General features: G+C 45.7%; 12 protein-coding genes. 8 read left to right on the top strand and 4 right to left on the bottom strand.

Going from position 1 to position 14,175, the window contains the following annotated elements:
• The first annotated feature begins 297 nt into the window (after positions 1-297).
• The 5 genes from RIB93_RS27300 (at position 298) to RIB93_RS27280 (ending at position 8,489) form a co-directional block, all read left to right on the top strand.
• A complete protein-coding gene (locus tag RIB93_RS27300; protein ID WP_446377589.1) occupies positions 298-672 on the top strand; it encodes a response regulator in 375 nt (124 codons plus the stop codon).
• Positions 669-1,274, top strand: a complete 606-nt coding sequence (locus tag RIB93_RS27295) for a chemotaxis protein CheC (RefSeq protein WP_446377587.1) — start codon at positions 669-671, stop codon at positions 1,272-1,274. Before RIB93_RS27300 ends, RIB93_RS27295 begins: the two co-directional genes overlap by 4 nt.
• 145 nt (positions 1,275-1,419) lie before the next feature.
• Entirely contained in the window at positions 1,420-2,958 is a 1,539-nt protein-coding gene (locus RIB93_RS27290) for a PAS domain-containing sensor histidine kinase (RefSeq protein ID WP_446377585.1), read from the top strand.
• A 240-nt stretch (positions 2,959-3,198) separates the two neighbouring features.
• A complete protein-coding gene (locus RIB93_RS27285) occupies positions 3,199-7,941 on the top strand; it encodes a PAS domain S-box protein (protein WP_446377583.1) in 4,743 nt (1,580 codons plus the stop codon).
• A gap of 320 nt (positions 7,942-8,261) precedes the next feature.
• Entirely contained in the window at positions 8,262-8,489 is a 228-nt protein-coding gene (locus tag RIB93_RS27280; RefSeq protein WP_446377581.1) for a riboflavin synthase subunit alpha, read from the top strand.
• Between the two features lie 159 nt (positions 8,490-8,648).
• On the opposite strand, the gene RIB93_RS27275 is transcribed toward RIB93_RS27280, so the two are convergent.
• Genes RIB93_RS27275 through RIB93_RS27265 form a run of 3 tightly spaced genes read right to left on the bottom strand, consistent with a single transcriptional unit; the run spans position 8,649 to position 10,358 of the window.
• On the bottom strand, positions 8,649-9,524 hold the full coding sequence (locus RIB93_RS27275) for an ABC transporter permease (protein WP_446377579.1): 876 nt from the start codon (positions 9,522-9,524) through the stop codon (positions 8,649-8,651).
• A complete protein-coding gene (locus RIB93_RS27270; RefSeq protein ID WP_446377577.1) occupies positions 9,521-9,958 on the bottom strand; it encodes an NUDIX hydrolase in 438 nt (145 codons plus the stop codon). The genes RIB93_RS27275 and RIB93_RS27270 overlap by 4 nt, the downstream gene beginning before the upstream one ends.
• A gap of 4 nt (positions 9,959-9,962) precedes the next feature.
• A complete protein-coding gene (locus RIB93_RS27265; protein ID WP_446377575.1) occupies positions 9,963-10,358 on the bottom strand; it encodes a hypothetical protein in 396 nt (131 codons plus the stop codon).
• Between the two features lie 601 nt (positions 10,359-10,959).
• On the opposite strand from RIB93_RS27265, the gene folD reads away from it, so the two are divergent.
• From folD to RIB93_RS27250, 3 genes are all read left to right on the top strand, one after another.
• Positions 10,960-11,835 carry a bifunctional methylenetetrahydrofolate dehydrogenase/methenyltetrahydrofolate cyclohydrolase FolD gene (gene folD / locus RIB93_RS27260; protein ID WP_446377573.1) on the top strand — a complete coding sequence of 292 codons (876 nt, stop codon included), beginning with the start codon at positions 10,960-10,962 and terminating at the stop codon, positions 11,833-11,835.
• A gap of 58 nt (positions 11,836-11,893) precedes the next feature.
• Positions 11,894-12,823, top strand: coding sequence for a geranylgeranyl diphosphate synthase CrtE (crtE, locus tag RIB93_RS27255; protein WP_446377571.1), 930 nt, complete (start codon positions 11,894-11,896; stop codon positions 12,821-12,823).
• A 106-nt stretch (positions 12,824-12,929) separates the two neighbouring features.
• Positions 12,930-13,391, top strand: coding sequence for a divergent PAP2 family protein (locus RIB93_RS27250; protein ID WP_446377569.1), 462 nt, complete (start codon positions 12,930-12,932; stop codon positions 13,389-13,391).
• Between the two features lie 26 nt (positions 13,392-13,417).
• Here the strand turns inward: RIB93_RS27250 and RIB93_RS27245 are convergent, their stop codons facing one another.
• Positions 13,418-13,747, bottom strand: coding sequence for an MgPME-cyclase complex family protein (locus tag RIB93_RS27245; RefSeq protein WP_446377567.1), 330 nt, complete (start codon positions 13,745-13,747; stop codon positions 13,418-13,420).
• Positions 13,748-14,175 lie beyond the last annotated feature (428 nt).

Genomic DNA, 14,175 nt, shown 5'->3' with positions numbered 1-14,175 from the left:
TGGCGCAGGGAACGCTGCTATCGGTGATACCACCCAACTTGAGACGGCTGGATTAGAAAGATCCGTGATTTCACCGAATGACATTCTCGGACATGGGCTAGACAATAAAAGACAAGGATGAAACAGTTTTGATCAGTAGGGGCGGGTTTCACTATTATCGTGTTTTTTCATCCTGATGTTACTAAACCCGCCCTGATCAACGGTGCAGATTCGTTGAGAGTTGGGTTTCGTACCTCAACCCAACCTACTTGCTAACTTCATTCAACCAACCGTTTAACTGAAAAATGGAGGAAAATTATGGCATTAATTCTAATCGTTGATGACGCCGCGTTTACCCGACGGATGATCCGGAAAACCCTTGTTGCGGATGGACATGAAACCCTAGAAGCCACTAATGGACAAGAAGGACTAGACATGGCGATCGCACATCAACCTGACTGTATCTTAACTGATATGCTCATGCCCGTTATGGATGGCTTTCAACTCCTCACCGCCTTGCGCGATCGCCAAATTAATACGCCAGTTATTGTGATCACCGCAGACATTCAAGAAAACGTGCGCCAGCGGTGTCGTGAGTTAGGCGGATCAGGCTTTATTAATAAACCCCCCAAAGAAGCCGAATTACGTCGCGTTATTGGTGAAATCTTAGCTTGTCCCCAGGAGACTGTATGAACTTAACTCCCGATCAAATTGATGCGATCCAAGAAATCGTTAATATTGGTGTCGGTCGGGCGGCTAGCGTCCTGAATGAAATGCTGGAAGCCCCGATTCGCCTGCAAGTCCCCTATATTAAAATTGGGTCGCCCCTGGATTTTCAATCTGAAATGGAAACTCGCCTTGGTGGGGAACAAGTTGCAGCGGTTCGCCAAGACTTCTCTGGATCTTTTGCGGGTTTAGCGGAGTTAGTTTTTCCCACCGATAGTGCTTCAATTCTCGCCGCTGTTCTCACGGGGGAAGAATTAGGAACACCGGATTTAGACGCCGTTCGCATTGGTACGTTAAGTGAGATTGGCAATATCTTAATTAACAGCGTGATTGGGTCAATTAGTAACGTCCTCAATCAACGCCTCGATTATGCCATTCCCAGCTACATCGAGGATACTGTCGAAAACTTAATCAACGTCGGCGACAATCAGCAGGATAATACTATCCTGTTAGCCCAAACCCAATTTTTTATCGAACAACTTCAGATTCGCGGCGATATTATTCTCGTCTTTGAAGTCGGTTCCTTCGATGTGTTACTCGACGCGATCGCCATGCTAACCACTGTGTAATCTGATTCATTTTTTTGAGCAATGACCAATGATAGAGAACGAGGCTTTCTGTGTAATCAGTGTAACTAAGCTTTTATCCTCTACCCGCATCTGGACAATAAATCTGTGAAATCAGTGTTTTGACCAATGACCCCTTAATCTGTCCATGCAAGAGATAGAAATCGCTGCCGAAAAATTTTGCATTCTTGACCAAATGCCTTTGGGTGTCTGTATTCTCCGATCCGATTTCGTGGTCTTATTTTGGAATCGCGGTTTGGAGGATTGGACACACCTATCCAGAGGTCAAATTTTAGGTCGAAAAATCAGTGACTATTTCGCTGATTTAAACCATCCCCGCTATGAAAAGCGGCTGGAGTCCATCTTTTCCGGGGGACCTCCGACCATTTTTTCCGCCCAACTTCATCCTCATTTTATTCCCGCCTATTTACCCGATGGACAACAGCGAATTCAGCGTACCACTGTCACCGCCATACCCGGCTTAATAGAAGGAGACTACTACGCCCTTTTATCCATTCAAGATGTTACTGAACTCAGCCAACAAGTTCAAGACTATCGCAAAATGCGCGATCGCGCTTTAGCAGAAGTCCAAGAACGACAACGCGCCGAAGCCGCTTTACGATCTCAAGAAGAACAATTACAAGCAGTTTTTGATGCGGTTCCTGGCTTTGTATCTTGGGTGAATTCGGATTTGCGATATCTAGGGGTTAATCGCCATCTAGCTGATACGTTTCACTTGACTGTCGATCATTTTATTGGTCAAGATGTCGGCTTTATGAAAGCGAGTCCCAGCTTTGCTGACTTTATGCGTCAATTTATTGCTAGTCCCGAACCAGCCGCTAGCCAAGTGATTGAAGCTTACGTCAAGGATACCACCCGGAGTTACTTAATTGTTGCCCAAAAATACCAACAAGGACATGCAGCGGTTTCGGTGGGAATTGATATTACCGATCGCAAGCAAGCGGAAGAAGAGGTTCGCAAAGCTTTAGCGAAAGAAAAAGAACTCAGCGAACTAAAATCTCGTTTTGTTACCATGACCTCTCATGAGTTTCGCACCCCCCTAACTACTATTTTAAGTTCGGCGGAATTACTGGAACATTATGGTCATAAATGGACACCGGATAAAAAACTCACCCATATCCATCGTATTCAAGGAACGGTTAAACATTTAGTCCAAGTTTTAGAAGATGTCACTCTGATTGGCAAAGCCGAAGCCGGAAAACTTCAGTTGCAGCCTGTTCCTCTGGATTTGGTTGAATTTTGCCACGGCTTGATTGAGGAGTTACAGTTAAGTTTAGGACAGCATCATTCTCTGGTCTTTACCCATCAATGCCCAAACCTTAATGTCTGCATGGATGAGAAGCTGTTGCGGCATATTCTGACGAATTTAATCTCGAATGCGATTAAGTATTCTCCCAATTGTGGAATCGTTACCTTGAACCTCGTCTGTCAGGATTCATCCGCTATTTTCCAAATTAAAGACCAAGGGATTGGGATTCCCTTGGCGGATCAAGAAAAACTCTTTGAGGCGTTTCATCGGGCGCAAAATGTGGGGAATATTTCGGGAACGGGATTGGGGTTGGCGATTGTTAAACGGGCGGTTGATTTACAAGGGGGTGAGATTACGGTAAACAGTCAAGTGGGAGAAGGAACTATGTTTACGGTTACATTGCCTTTATCGGTGTAGATTGAATAATTTATTTATAAAATAATGAATTAGGAAGGGCGGGTTTTGCTATTCAGTTATCGGTAAATAGCCGAATTGAGTCCCTAAACCCGCCCCTACAGAGTTATCGGTGGGGAAAGTTATCGGTGGGGAAGGGCGGGTTTTGCTGTTCAGTTATCGGCAAACAGGTTAATTTAGTCCCTAAACCCGCCCCTACAATTGGTTAATTAATTGCCTACTCTATTGCATTTTCTAATAAACATGGTGTTATCATCTCACGTAAATTACCCTGGAAATAAAACTGCGATCGCGACTGAAATCGAAACAGCGGCGCATCAATTTAATGTTCTGGATCAAGTCCCTATGGGTAACTGTGTCCTGCGATCAGATTTAGTGGTTTTATATTGGAATCGCTGCTTGGAAAACTGGACGCATCTCTCCAAACACCAAATCTTAGGTGAAAAAATTACCGATCATTTTCCCCACCTGAATCATCCCAAATATACCACCCGCCTCCAACAAGTTTTTACTGGAGGACCACCCACCGTCTTTTCCTCCCAACTTCATATCCACCTGATTCCTGCACCTTTAGCCGATGGAGGATTACGGATTCAGCATACCACCGTTACCGCCGTTCCTAGTGAAAAAGATGGCGAGTATTATGCTTTATTATCGATTCAAGATGTTACTGAACTCACCCAACAAGTTCATAACTATCGCACGATGAAAGATCGGGCGATCGCGGAAATTCAAGAACGCCAACGCACCGAAGAAGAATTAGCAGACTATCGTAACCATTTAGAAGAACTGGTTGAAGAACGAACCGCTGCACTCCAGACAGCTAATGAACAATTAAGTGTCAGTCAAGCCAATTATCGTAGTATCTTTGAAAATGCGGTTGAGGGCATATTTCAACGTACACCAGATGGCATCTATATCAGTGTTAATCCTGCCTTTGCCCAGATACTCGGCTATGCTTCACCAAGCCATTTTTTACAGTCTCTAAAAAATATTGAACAACAATTTTATGTTAATCCGGATGATCATCGACGTTTAACCCAATTAATTCAACAAAATAAAGCTGTCTCTAAATTTGAAACCCAGGTTTATTGCCAAGATGGACGGAAGATTTGGATTCGCAAAAATGCCCGTGCCGTCACCGACATATCAGGAACCATTCTCTATTATGAAGGCTCAATTGAAGACATTACCGAAAGTAAACTCGCCGAAGAACGACTGCGAGAAAGTGAAGAACGCTTTCGCCTCTTAGCCGACACCGCCCCCGTCTTAATCTGGTTAGCCGGAACTGATAGTAATTGTTACTTTTTCAATCAAACCTGGTTAGAATTTACTGGACGCACCTTAGACCAAGAAATAGGAGATGGCTGGACAGACGGGGTTCATCCTGATGATTATCACTATTGTATAGAAACCTATTCCAACGCCTTTAAAGCCCAAAAACGGTTTCGCAGGGAATACCGTTTACGCCGACATGATGGCAACTATCGCTGGATTTTAGATACAGGAGTGCCTCGATTTACATCCAATGATTACTTTGCTGGCTATACCGGTTCTTGTATTGATATTACTGATCGCAAACAAGTCGAAGAACGACTGCGGGAGAGTGAAGAGAATTATCGTTCAGTGATTGAAAGCGTTAAAGAAGTCATTTTCCAAACCGATGCAACGGGGGTATGGACATTCTTAAATCCCGCGTGGACAGAGATTACTGGCTTTACCTTAGGGGAAAGCATTGGCACAAATTTCCTAGAGTATATTCATCCCGATGATCGCCAACGCAACGTAGATTTATTTCAACCCTTACTGGAACGAAAAAAAGACTATTGCCAGCATGAAGTCAGATATCTGACCAAAGATGGCGGATATCGCTGGATTGAAGTTCATGCCCAATTAACCGTTGCCTCCGATAATACAATCACCGGAACCTCTGGTACACTCCGGGATATTACTCACTACAAATGGGCAGATATTCAACTCAAAGCTAGCGAACAAAAGCTTCGCCAGGTGATTGATTTAGTTCCCCATTTCATCTTTGCTAAAAATAAAAAAGGTCAGTTTATTTTAGTCAATCAATCCGTCGCTGATACTTACGGAACTACCGTTGAAGCCTTACTGGATCAACCTGAAACAGAGGTTGCCCCATCAGTAGACGATGCCCATCAATATCGAGAAGCAGACTTGCACGTTATTACCAGTGGAGAAACTCTTTATATTCCCGAAGAAACGATTACAAATGCTAAAGGCGAAACTCGAATTCTACAAACAACCAAAATTCCCTTCTTTGTCGCTGATTCCGATGTTCCCGCCGTCTTAGGCGTATCCATTGATATTACCGATCGCAAGCAAGCCGAGATCGCGCTTCAGCAACAATTAATGCGAACGGTTCTGCTGAAGCAAATTACCCAAGAAATTCGCCGCAGTTTAAACACCAAAGAAATCTTTCAAACCACCGCTACCCAAATCGGTCAAGCTTTTGGCGTCAATCGCTGTGTGATTCATACTTACCTGACGGAACCGACACCAGCCATTCCTTTTGTGGCAGAATTTTTAGAAACAGGATATGAATCCATTCTCCAGTTAGAAGTTCCCATTCAGAGAAATTCCCATGTTCAACAGCTACTAAAACAAGACAAGGCAATCTCCTCACCAGATGTCTATGCCGATCCATTGTTGTTAGGCTGTACCCAAATTTGTTGTCAGATTGGATTAAAATCGATGCTGGCAATTCGCACCTCCTATCAAGGGGAACCGAATGGAATTATTGGCTTGCATCAGTGTGATTCCTATCGCCATTGGTCAAGTCATGAAATTGAGTTACTCGAAGCGGTTGCCGATCAAGTGGGGATTGCGATCGCCCAGGCGCATTTGTGGGAACAGGAAACTCGCCAACGTCAACAGTTAACCGAACAAAATGTGGCATTGGAAAAAGCCCGACAAACCGCCGAAGCCGCCACCCAAGCCAAAAGTGAATTCTTGGCAACCATGAGTCATGAAATTCGCACACCAATGAATGCCGTGATTGGCATGACGGGGTTACTTCTGGATACTGACTTGACCTCAGATCAGCGCTACTTTGCCGAAACCATTCGCAATAGTGGAGATGCCCTGCTGACGATTATTAACGATATTCTAGATTTCTCGAAAATTGAATCCGGGAAAATGGAGTTAGAGGAACAACCCTTTGAACTCCGCACCTGCATTGAAGAAGCCCTGGATCTGCTTACCACCAAAGCCGCCGAGAAAAATCTAGAATTAGCCTATTTAATTGACTCCCAAACCCCCAACTGGATTGCCGGAGATGTGACGCGGTTGCGTCAAATTTTAGTGAATTTAATTAGTAATGCGGTTAAATTTACGCCAACCGGAGAGGTTTTGGTTTCCGTAACCGCCCATATTTTGCCGGATGAGGATGTAGAGACGTTGCATGCAACGTCTCTACATCCGGGCGGGTTTGGCACTCGCTATCAGTTACAATTTGCGGTCAAAGACACAGGAATTGGCATTCCCACTGATCGAATTAATCGCCTGTTTAAATCCTTTAGCCAGGTGGATTCATCCACCTCTCGTCAATATGGGGGAACAGGATTAGGATTAGCCATTTGTAAACGCCTGTGCGAAATGATGGGAGGTCAAATGTGGGTAGAAAGTGGCGGATCAGTCGCCGGAAATCCGCCTGCTGGATGGATAGCCACTGATAAGAGTTTTGGTGGTTCAACCTTTTACTTCACAATTTTGTCTGAATCCATCCCCGATTCAGCCGTGGTAGAACAACCCATCTGTGACACTCACCTAGCAGGAAAACGGCTATTAATTGTCGATGATAATACGACAAACTGCCAAATTTTAATCCGACAAGCCCAGTCTTGGGGGATGCTGTCACAAGCTACGGAATCCGGTCAAGAGGCGTTAGCATGGCTGTCTCAAGGTGAACAGTATGATATTGCCATTCTAGATATGCAAATGCCAGGAATGGATGGGATTACCTTGGGGGAACAAATCCGTCACCAGTTTAAGGATAAAGAGTTTCCCTTATTAATCTTATCGTCCATGGGTAAACCCGAGATTGCTTCTGGAGTCGTCGAAGCGAATTTTGCTGCCTTTTTAAGTAAACCGATTAAGCAGTCGCAACTCTACAACCTGTTAACGCAAATCCTCAGTGGACAACCGACAAAAATTAAGCGATCGCCTGCGGGTTCACCCTCCCTTGATCCCACTTTGGCGCAACGGATACCCCTGCGAATTTTAGTGGCGGAAGACAATAAAGTGAATCAACAATTAGCTTTGCAGTTATTGCAGCGCATGGGATATCGCGCCGATGTTGCTGGGAATGGATTAGAAGTGATCGAAGCCCTGCGCCGTCAGCCTTATGATGTCATATTCATGGATGTGCAAATGCCAGAAATGGATGGTTTAGACGCCACCCGCCATATTTGCCAGCAATGGTTACCCGCAAACCGCCCGCGAATTATCGCCATGACAGCCAACGCCATGCAAGGCGATCGCGAAAAATGTTTGGAGGTAGGAATGGATGACTATATCAGCAAACCGATCCGCGTCAATGAATTAGTTCGGGCTCTGTCTCAAAGTCAACCGACAGAGGAACCCCCAGAACCCACACCCCAAGTCGAGTCAGCCCTTGACCCCCAAGTCTTACAAACCTTTCACGACATGATGGGCGAGAGTGCGACTGAAATGCTGCGTCAATTAATTGATATTTATTTAGAAGATACCCCCGCCATGTTGGAAACGCTTAAAATTGCCCTGCAAGAGAATAATTTAGCCGCTTTGCAACACACGGCTCATACATTAAAATCATCGAGTGCCGCATTAGGGGCGATTAAGTTCTCCCAACTTTGTCAAGACTTGGAAAATTTAAGCAAGTCTCAAGTTACAACAGGCTTATGTGAACTCGTTGCCCAAATTGAATCCGAGTATCAACGAGTCAAGCAAGAGGCGATGAATTATAAGTTGACGAAGATTTGAGCCTAGAACTAAAGTTCTGGCTAAAAGCTTAAACCCGTTAAAACGGGTTGAAAGACTGACCCAGTTGCATTATCCACAGAAGGGCGGGTTTTGTTGTTCATTTATTGGTGGATATCTGAATTTAGTGGCTAAACCCGCCCCTACAGTACAGACGTTCCATGGCACGTCTCTAAATGACTGTTAACTGGGGGTAATTAACCACTAATCTAGCCACTCAGCCAATCGGCGTAGTTATATTAAGAAGTTTTACGGAAGTCTTGACTGGGGAATGTAGTCGATAATCAAAATAACCATCACAAGCTGTATTGAGGCACTGTTCGATGATTATACCGTCCCTGCTGATTCTGGCGATCGCTCTTGTCGCGGTTTACATTCATACCCATGTCGCAGAGGAATTAGTGCAAGTAGGGGCAACTATCATCGCGTTACTTTGTCTGGTGGTGAATCTGATTTTAGCGCCACTCGCGATAAAACTGCTCATTGTCGGGTCTATTTTACTCACAGCAAAACGGGCTTCATTAGCACTTTTTAATTCCCTGCTCCAGTAAACAGTAGACATGGAACGGGAAAAGATAAGATGTCCTCTGTCTTCTAGTGCAAGAAGGCAGAAATAACTGAACAGCTAATATCTCCCCCAGCTTCCCCAGCTCCCCCAGCTCCCCCAGCTCCCCCAGCTTCCCCAGCTCCCCCTGCTCTACTCATCTCCCCTATCGCCCACGGGGATTGATAATCTCCGTTAACCCTTCTCCCAATAGCGATAAGCCAACCACCATAGATGTCATCGCTAAACCAGGAAATAACGCTGTCCACCAAATCCCTGTAGGCAACGCATCCAGGGCTTGACGCAAATCATGTCCCCATTCTGGCGTTTCTTCGGGTAGTCCTAGTCCCAAGAATCCCAATCCACCTAAAATTAAAATAGCGTCGGCGGCATTGAGAGTAAATAAAACCGGGACACTTTGAATCACATTGAGAAACAAATAACGGGAAAGAACCCGCCCAGGAGTTGCCCCCATCGCTTGCGCGGCTTCGATAAATAGTTCAGTTTTGACGCTGGCGGTATGGTTACGGACAACGCGATAATATTGGGGAACGTAAGAAATACTCAGTGCGATCGCGGCATTGAAGACACCTCGCCCCACCACAAAAGCTAAGGTAATCGATAGCAGCAATCCGGGCAAGGTATAGATCGTATCCATCAAAAACAACAACACCCGATCTAATTTGCCGCCGAGATATCCACTAACTAACCCCAAGGGAACACCAATAATTAAACTCAAGCTGGTTGCTAGAATCACCACCTTTAACGCCGCTTGAGTACCAAATAAGGTGCGGGAGAAAACATCATACCCTTGGCGTGTCGTACCGAACCAGTGTTCACCACCGGGAGGTTCATGAATCGGGTTAATCAGGGATGCGGTGGGATCTTGCAGCCATCCCCATGTTTGAAAAACAGGGGCAAAAATAGCGATGAGGATGAACACCAAGGTGATAATTACCCCCACCGCCATCAGTTTCATCGAAAGACTGGCATATCGGCTAAACCGTAAAAGATGAGACAATCGCAGTCGCGTCAGGGTCATAAGTAAGGTTTCCTCGCCAAGAAATCTAATAAAATAGTCTGATGAGGTTGCCCTAGGGGACGCACCTGACCCGCTACTTCTGAATAAGCCTGACCCGCCTTAATGTCTTCAGGTGTCAATAAACCCAGATCCCAACCTTCTTGTAATACCAATTGATTCAATTCCACCGTTAAAGGGGCGTGGAATATATGACGAATAACCTGGGCATCATTATAGCAATCAAACGTTGCCAATTGGGGGGGAGAATAGGAAATCTCTTCGAGTAATTCTCGCCGCATCCCCACCTCTGGCGTTTCTCCGGGTTCAAGATGACCGCCAAAGAACCCCCAGCACCCTGGATAAAGAATACCAGGGATATCGTTCCTAAGCTGCATCAGGAACAGTCCCGAACGGTAGAGAATCGCGATCGCGACTTCGATGGATTGACTCTTCATAAAATTATTCAGCTTTCCGTTCAAGCTGTTCAGTTTCCTGAAGGTAAACTTCACCCATTTCTTGCCCACCGATGGGAATACTTTGGAATTGTAGCTGTCCCCCAATTACCACCTGATCACCCACATTGGGAAGTTCTTGATTGCTCACGACCCAAATTTTGCCCGTGGTATCCTCAAGTTGATAAGCCCCTGAGTTCAAAAAGGGGGCTTGGGTGATGACTTGACCTTGAAGGTAAACCACTTCCTGGGCATTCTGATCAGATGGGAGTTCACGAATCGCCGTAACATCTACAGTGTTAGCGCTACCCATACCATTCGGACTACCTAGCAAAGGAACATTGCTACAACTTACCAGTCCTCCCCCAAACAGCAAAGCGCACATTGGCAGTAGATAAAACATAGTTGACCTTTGGCGGGTTGGAATTGACGAGCAAAGGCGTGAGCGATGGTCGTTTTGAGCAGACATTGCCATGACTGTTCCCCACGCTAAATAGTGTACATCCCGGTTATAGCTTAGATGCTTGAGAATTGAATAGCGGGTGAGTGACACCACTGCCCGTACAATAATCAAAGTCCTTTGATGTCTGTTAATCTTTAACCTGCCCGTCAACTACCCCGCCTATAGTCTAGCTATAGACCTAGCTATAGACGAAGCTTGAAAAAGTTTATGTTGACCAGCCTAGGTTCTCAGAGAACTACGTTATGTCCAAGTGTTAAAGTTCCTACCAGGGAATGCGTAGCTAGTTCCCTGCTCTAGAACCCCACCATTAAACAGGTCATAGGGAAAAGCCAGTGTGGTGGAGAAAGTACCGAGACATAACTTTGGCGAAGCTAACGTTACTCCGTGCGGGGAAGACGCCCAAAAACCATTGGGCAATTGGGTAGAAACTGCACCTCTTTCTACCCACCACTTTTGAATCAGTTCACTTACTTAGGAGGCGTGGCTTTCGTCTTCGTCCATGCTTATTGGTATGGCCGAGGTATCCAGCCGCGAAATATTAATGAAATCTGTTTACCCTCAGTTACTGGATGGCAAAGCTCTGGCTCAACGCATTCAAGATCAGCTCAAAGCGGAAGTAGAACGGCTCAAATCCACTTATGGACGCCCACCTGGATTAGCGGTGCTAATGGTGGGCGATAACCCAGCTAGCGCCGCCTACGTGCGGAATAAAGAACGTGCCTGTGCCAAAGTTGGGATTGCCTCCTTTGGGCAACATTTTCCGGCTGATGTCTCTCAAGCTGAGGTTGAGCAAACCATTCATCGCCTTAATCAAGACCCAAACGTTGATGGTATCCTCCTGCAACTTCCTTTACCCGAACATCTCAATGGCGTCTATTTACTGCATCAAATTGATCCTGATAAAGATGTCGATGGACTGCATCCGCTAAATTTAGGGCGTCTGCTGCGAGGTGAAACGGGACTGCAAAGCTGCACGCCAGCGGGAGTAATGCGCCTGTTGCGAGAGTACCAGATTGATGTGAAAGGAAAACATGCGCTAGTCGTCGGACGCAGTATTTTGGTCGGCAAGCCAATGGCGATAATGTTACTCGAAGCTGATGCTACCGTTACGATTGCCCATTTGCGTACCCAAAATTTGGCTGAACTGACTCGTCAGGCGGATATCTTGATTACTGCTGCCGGACGTCCTAATCTAATTACGGCGGATCAGGTTAAACCGAATGCCATTGTGATTGATGTGGGTATAAATCGCGTCACCGATACTCAAGGAAAATCCCGTCTCGTGGGTGATGTGGATTTTGACGCCGTTCGGGACATGACTCAATTTATCACCCCGGTTCCTGGTGGTGTTGGACCGATGACGGTGACAATGTTATTGCAAAATACTGTTTTGAGCTATAGCAGGGTTAACTCATAACGCCCCTAGGCTCGTAGAATTGTTAAGACAGTGAACAGACGATTTAAGGAATGATGGCATGGTAGCAACAGATGGGCGACCTGCCCCCAATGGGGAATCCCTAGCCTTTGATTTATCGACCTATCTAAAAGAGCGGCAAGTTCAAGTGGAGGCGGCTTTAGATCGTTCTTTGCCCCTAGGTTATCCGGAAAAGATTTATGAGGCAATGCGCTATTCTCTCTTAGCTGGGGGGAAACGGTTGCGTCCGATTCTTTGTCTGGCAACCTGTGAACTGATGGGTGGCACGATTGAGATGGCAATGCCAACCGCCTGCGCGTTGGAAATGCTCCACACGATGTCGTTAATTCATGATGATCTGCCCGCCATGGATAATGACGACTACCGTCGGGGTAAACTCACCAATCATAAGGTTTATGGTGAGGATATGGCGATTCTAGCGGGCGATGGTTTGCTGGCTTATTCCTTTGAATATGTTGCCACCCAAACCCAGGGAGTTCCAGCCGAGCGGGTGTTGCGGGTGATTGCTCGTTTAGGTCGGACTCTGAGCGCGGCTGGATTGGTTGGGGGTCAAGTGGTTGATTTGGAATGCGAGGGAAAATCGGATATTCAAGCGGAAACTCTCAATTACATTCACACCCATAAAACCGGAGCGTTACTGGAAACCTGCGTCGTTTGTGGTGGAATTTTAGCGGGTGCAACCGATGCAGAGATAGAACGTCTGTCTCGCTATGCACAAAATATTGGTTTAGCGTTCCAAATTATTGATGATATTCTGGACATCACCGCAACTCAGGAGGAATTAGGCAAAACAGCGGGGAAAGACCTGCAAGCCCAGAAAGCCACCTATCCTAGCCTCTGGGGACTAGAGGCTTCTAAAGCTAAAGCTCAAGAGCTGATTGAAGATGCCAAAGGTCAACTAGAACCGTTTGGTGAGCGCTCTCAACCTTTAATTGCTCTGGCTGATTTCATTACCGCACGGACGTATTAGTCATTGGTCATTGGTCATTGGTCATTGGTCATTGGTCATTGGTCTTATTTGACTGCTCAAACATTCGTTGATCAACAACCAATTTGAACTGAAACACGATAACACGATGCAGGATTTTGACAACATCCTAAACAACCAGGTATTACTGGTTGCGCTAATTGCTTGTTTAGTGGCTCAACTCCTTAAGCTACTGGTCGAGTTAACAAAAGATCGAAAATTTAATCTCCGTACCTTAGTGACAACGGGCGGGATGCCTAGCGCTCATTCAGCGCTGGTTACTGCCCTGGCTGCGGGTGTGGGACAAACGATGGGATGGGCGTCTCCTGATTTTGCGATCGCGACGATTTTTGCTGTTATTGTTATGTACGATGCCGCAGGGGTTCGACAAGCCGCAGGTAAGCAAGCTCGTATCCTTAATCAAATTATTGATGAGTTATTTCAAGAAGGTAAACAGTTTAATGAGGATCGTCTAAAGGAATTGCTGGGGCATACCCCCTTTCAAGTGATTGTGGGTTCAATCTTAGGGGTACTTATTTCTTGGTTAGCTGCCCCAGCTTATTGTTTTTAGGGTTGGGATTTGACTGGGAGCCTGGTTTAAGACACAGAGGCTAATGACGCAATTGGGTCAGGAATTGTATCTGATGGTGCTTGAAATTCTCCAGTTTTGACGAATTCTAAGCGTAGCTTTAACCAAGTGATAAAGTTGGGGTTGGTTGAAATAATAGCGGCAGCAGGTTGAGGACATTCCTGTTTAACTTGCGTCATTTCTGGAGCTTCTAAAAATGCGGGTTGTTTGACCAGCCAAAAGTCAATCTCTTTTCCCTTATCTTGGTAGTCTTTGGTTCGTTCTCTGAGAACTTCTTCAAAGGGTTCTTCTTCAAGTAAGAAGCGTTGACTGGCGACTAGGTAGTAATAAGTTTGCATGGTTTTAATTGGGTGATTGGAAACGTTTTGAGTGTGTAGGGGCGGGTTTCACTACTATCATCTCTTTTTGACCCAGATGTAACTAAACCCGCCCCGATCAATTGATAGAGGTTTGACCTTTCACTTCGCTAGTTGGGCATGGTTTTAACGTTAGTAAGGGTGGGTTTTGTTGTTCCATTATCGGTGAGATAGGGTGGGTTTTGTTGTTCCATTATCGGTGAGATAGGGCGGGTTTTGTTGTTCCATTATCGGTGAGGAGGGCGGGTTTTGTTGTTCCATTATCGGTGAGATAGGGCGGGTTTTGTTGTTCCGTTATCGGTGAGATAGGGCGGGTTTTGTTGTTCCGTTATCGGTGAGATAGGGTGGGTTTTGTTGTTCCGTTATCGGTGAGATAGGGCGGGTTTTGTTGTTCCGTTATCGGTGAGATA

The sequence above is a fragment of the Coleofasciculus sp. D1-CHI-01 genome, from assembly GCF_040218875.1.
In the GTDB taxonomy this organism is placed as follows: Bacteria; Cyanobacteriota; Cyanobacteriia; order Cyanobacteriales; family Coleofasciculaceae; genus Coleofasciculus.
Note: the sequence above shows the minus strand (reverse complement) of the source record. Positions and strands in the feature narration are given on the sequence as shown.

Coding starts and splice junctions, on each gene's coding strand:
- RIB93_RS27300 (WP_446377589.1), top strand. CDS start 298: ATGGCATTAATTCTAATCGTTGATGACGCCGCGTTTACCCGACGGATG.
- RIB93_RS27295 (WP_446377587.1), top strand. CDS start 669: ATGAACTTAACTCCCGATCAAATTGATGCGATCCAAGAAATCGTTAAT.
- RIB93_RS27290 (WP_446377585.1), top strand. CDS start 1,420: ATGCAAGAGATAGAAATCGCTGCCGAAAAATTTTGCATTCTTGACCAA.
- RIB93_RS27285 (WP_446377583.1), top strand. CDS start 3,199: ATGGTGTTATCATCTCACGTAAATTACCCTGGAAATAAAACTGCGATC.
- RIB93_RS27280 (WP_446377581.1), top strand. CDS start 8,262: ATGATTATACCGTCCCTGCTGATTCTGGCGATCGCTCTTGTCGCGGTT.
- RIB93_RS27275 (WP_446377579.1), bottom strand. CDS start 9,524: ATGACCCTGACGCGACTGCGATTGTCTCATCTTTTACGGTTTAGCCGA.
- RIB93_RS27270 (WP_446377577.1), bottom strand. CDS start 9,958: ATGAAGAGTCAATCCATCGAAGTCGCGATCGCGATTCTCTACCGTTCG.
- RIB93_RS27265 (WP_446377575.1), bottom strand. CDS start 10,358: ATGTTTTATCTACTGCCAATGTGCGCTTTGCTGTTTGGGGGAGGACTG.
- folD (WP_446377573.1), top strand. CDS start 10,960: ATGAAATCTGTTTACCCTCAGTTACTGGATGGCAAAGCTCTGGCTCAA.
- crtE (WP_446377571.1), top strand. CDS start 11,894: ATGGTAGCAACAGATGGGCGACCTGCCCCCAATGGGGAATCCCTAGCC.
- RIB93_RS27250 (WP_446377569.1), top strand. CDS start 12,930: ATGCAGGATTTTGACAACATCCTAAACAACCAGGTATTACTGGTTGCG.
- RIB93_RS27245 (WP_446377567.1), bottom strand. CDS start 13,747: ATGCAAACTTATTACTACCTAGTCGCCAGTCAACGCTTCTTACTTGAA.